Origin of the sequence: Veillonella sp. 3_1_44 (assembly GCF_000163715.1) — a bacterium.
Classification (GTDB): domain Bacteria; phylum Bacillota; class Negativicutes; order Veillonellales; family Veillonellaceae; genus Veillonella; species Veillonella parvula_A.
The window spans coordinates 2,483-5,479 of the sequence record NZ_GG770203.1; the positions used below are offsets into that span (position 1 = coordinate 2,483).

Genomic DNA, 2,997 nt, shown 5'->3' on the forward strand with positions numbered 1-2,997 from the left:
CGCAAGACAAATCGAACGCAGCACAACGAAGTTAGCCGCAAATTATGGCGTAAAATAAGTAAAGATTTTAAGGGCGTACGGTGGATGCCTTGGCGATATCAGCCGAAGAAGGACGCGGTAAGCTGCGATAAGCTACGGAGAGGTGCAAGCAACCTGTGACCCGTAGATTTCCGAATGGGGGAACCCGGCAGTGGTTATGCACTGTCACCCATAGCTTAGACTATGAGGAGGGCACCTGGGGAACTGAAACATCTAATTACCCGGAGGAACAGTAATCAAACGAGATTTTCTTAGTAGCGGCGAGCGAACGGGAAAGAGGCCAAACCGGAGCGGGCAACCGCACCGGGGTTGAGGACAGTCATCAAGTGTAAATGAGGTAGAAGAATCGAGCTGGAAAGCTCAGCCGCAGAAGGTGAAAGCCCTGTAATCGAAACCTTGCATACACGGGACTGTATCCAGAGTACCACGAGACACGTGAAACCTTGTGGGAAGCAGGGGGGACCACCCTCCAAGCCAAAATACTGATATCGACCGATAGCGCATAGTACCGTGAGGGAAAGGTGAAAAGAACCCCTGGCGGGGAGTGAAAGAGAACCTGAAACCGTATGTCTACAAACAGTCGAAGTCTGTATATATATCAGGACGACGGCGTGCCTATTGAAGAATGAACCGACGAGTTACTGTTGCTAGCGAGGTTAAGTGGAAAACATGGAGCCGCAGCGAAAGCGAGTCTGAACAGGGCGTATAGTTAGTAATAGTAGACCCGAAACCGTAGTGATCTATCCATGGCCAGGTTGAAGCACAGGTAAAATTGTGTGGAGGACCGAACTCGTGAGCGTTGAAAAGCTTTGGGATGAGTTGTGGATAGGGGTGAAATGCCAATCGAACACGGAGATAGCTGGTTCTCCCCGAAATAGCTTTAGGGCTAGCCTCGAGGTAGAGAGTATAGGCGGTAGAGCACTGATCGGGCTAGGGGCCATACCGGTTACCGAACCTAGTCAAACTACGAATGGCTATACTTATACTCGGGAGTCAGACAGTGAATGATAAGGTCCATTGTCAAGAGGGAAACAGCCCAGAACACCGACTAAGGTCCCCAATGTTACACTAAGTGGCGAAGGATGTGGAATTTCCAAAACAACCAGGATGTTGGCTTAGAAGCAGCCACCATTTAAAGAGTGCGTAATAGCTCACTGGTCGAGAGACTCTGCGCCGAAAATGTCCGGGGCTAAAGTGTAAAACCGAAGTCGTGTCATATGCAGCAATGTATATGGGTAGGGGAGCGTTCTCATCGGGCTGAAGCAGTACCGTAAGGAGTTGTGGACTGATGAGAAGTGAGAATGTCGGTATGAGTAGCGAAAAGAATGGTGAGAATCCATTCCACCGAAAGCCTAAGGGTTCCTGAGCAACGATCGTCGTCTCAGGGTAAGTCGGGACCTAAGCCGAGGCGGAATAGCGTAGGCGATGGACAACAGGTTGAAATTCCTGTACCGGTGTGAATCGTTTGATCGATGGAGTGACACAGTAAGGTAGGTCAGCACGCGATTGGAAGAGCGTGTTTAAGCAGGTAGGTTGAGCTATAGGCAAATCCGTAGCTCTAAAAGCTGAGATGTGATGACGAGTGACTAGCAATAGTCGCGAAGTGATTGATCCTACACTGTCGAGAAAAGCTTCTAGGTAGAGACACATCGCCCGTACCAAAACCGACACAGGTAGGCGGGGAGAGAATCCTAAGGTGCGCGGGAAAACCCTCGTTAAGGAACTCGGCAAAATGCCTCCGTAACTTCGGGAAAAGGAGGACTCATGTAGTGTGAAGAGCAGAAGCGCTTGGAGCATGAATGAGTGGCACAAGAGAGGCGCAAGCGACTGTTTACCACAAACACAGGTGCCTGCTAAAGCGAAAGCTGATGTATAGGTGCTGACACCTGCCCGGTGCTGGAAGGTTAAGAGGAGGGGTTAGACTTCGGTCGAAGCTCTGAATTGAAGCCCCAGTAAACGGCGGCCGTAACTATAACGGTCCTAAGGTAGCGAAATTCCTTGTCGGGTAAGTTCCGACCCGCACGAAAGGTGTAACGACTTGCGCACTGTCTCAACGAGGGACCCGGTGAAATTGAAGTACCTGTGAAGATGCAGGTTACCCGCGACTGGACAGAAAGACCCCATGGAGCTTTACTGCAACCTAAGATTGAACTTAGTTAATGAATGTACAGGATAGGTGGGAGACGTAGAACCTAGGACGCCAGTTTTAGGGGAGTCGCTGTTGGGATACCACCCTTTCATTAATTGATTTCTAACGGGCCGAGTAACGACCGGCCGGACAGTCTTAGGCGGGCAGTTTGACTGGGGCGGTCGCCTCCAAAAGAGTAACGGAGGCGCCCAAAGGTTCCCTCAGAGCGGACGGAAATCGCTCGAAGAGTGTAAAGGCAGAAGGGAGCTTGACTGCGAGACGGACAGGTCGAGCAGGGACGAAAGTCGGGCTTAGTGATCCGGTGGTGCCGAGTGGAAGGGCCATCGCTCAACGGATAAAAGCTACCCTGGGGATAACAGGCTAATCTCTCCCAAGAGTCCATATCGACGGGGAGGTTTGGCACCTCGATGTCGGCTCATCACATCCTGGGGCTGAAGTAGGTCCCAAGGGTTCGGCTGTTCGCCGATTAAAGTGGTACGTGAGCTGGGTTCAGAACGTCGTGAGACAGTTCGGTCCCTATCCATCGCGGGCGGAAGAAACTTGAAGGGGGCTGCTCCTAGTACGAGAGGACCGGAGTGGACGAACCGCTGGTGTACCAATTATCCTGCCAAGGGTACAGTTGGGTAGCTACGTTCGGGACGGATAAACGCTGAAAGCATCTAAGCGTGAAACCAGCCTTGAGATGAGGTTTCTCATAGCGTAAGCTAGTAAGATCCCATGTAGACGACATGGTAGATAGGCCAGGTGTGGAAGAGCCGTGAGGTTTGGAGCTGACTGGTACTAATCGATCGAGGGCTTTACTTAAGCAG

The 2,997-nt window shown here is 51.4% G+C and carries 1 rRNA gene; it reads left to right on the plus strand.

What is annotated here, in order from left to right:
* Nucleotides 1-57: 57 nt before the first annotated feature.
* Nucleotides 58-2,992 (plus strand): 23S ribosomal RNA (locus tag HMPREF0873_RS09705).
* Nucleotides 2,993-2,997 lie beyond the last annotated feature (5 nt).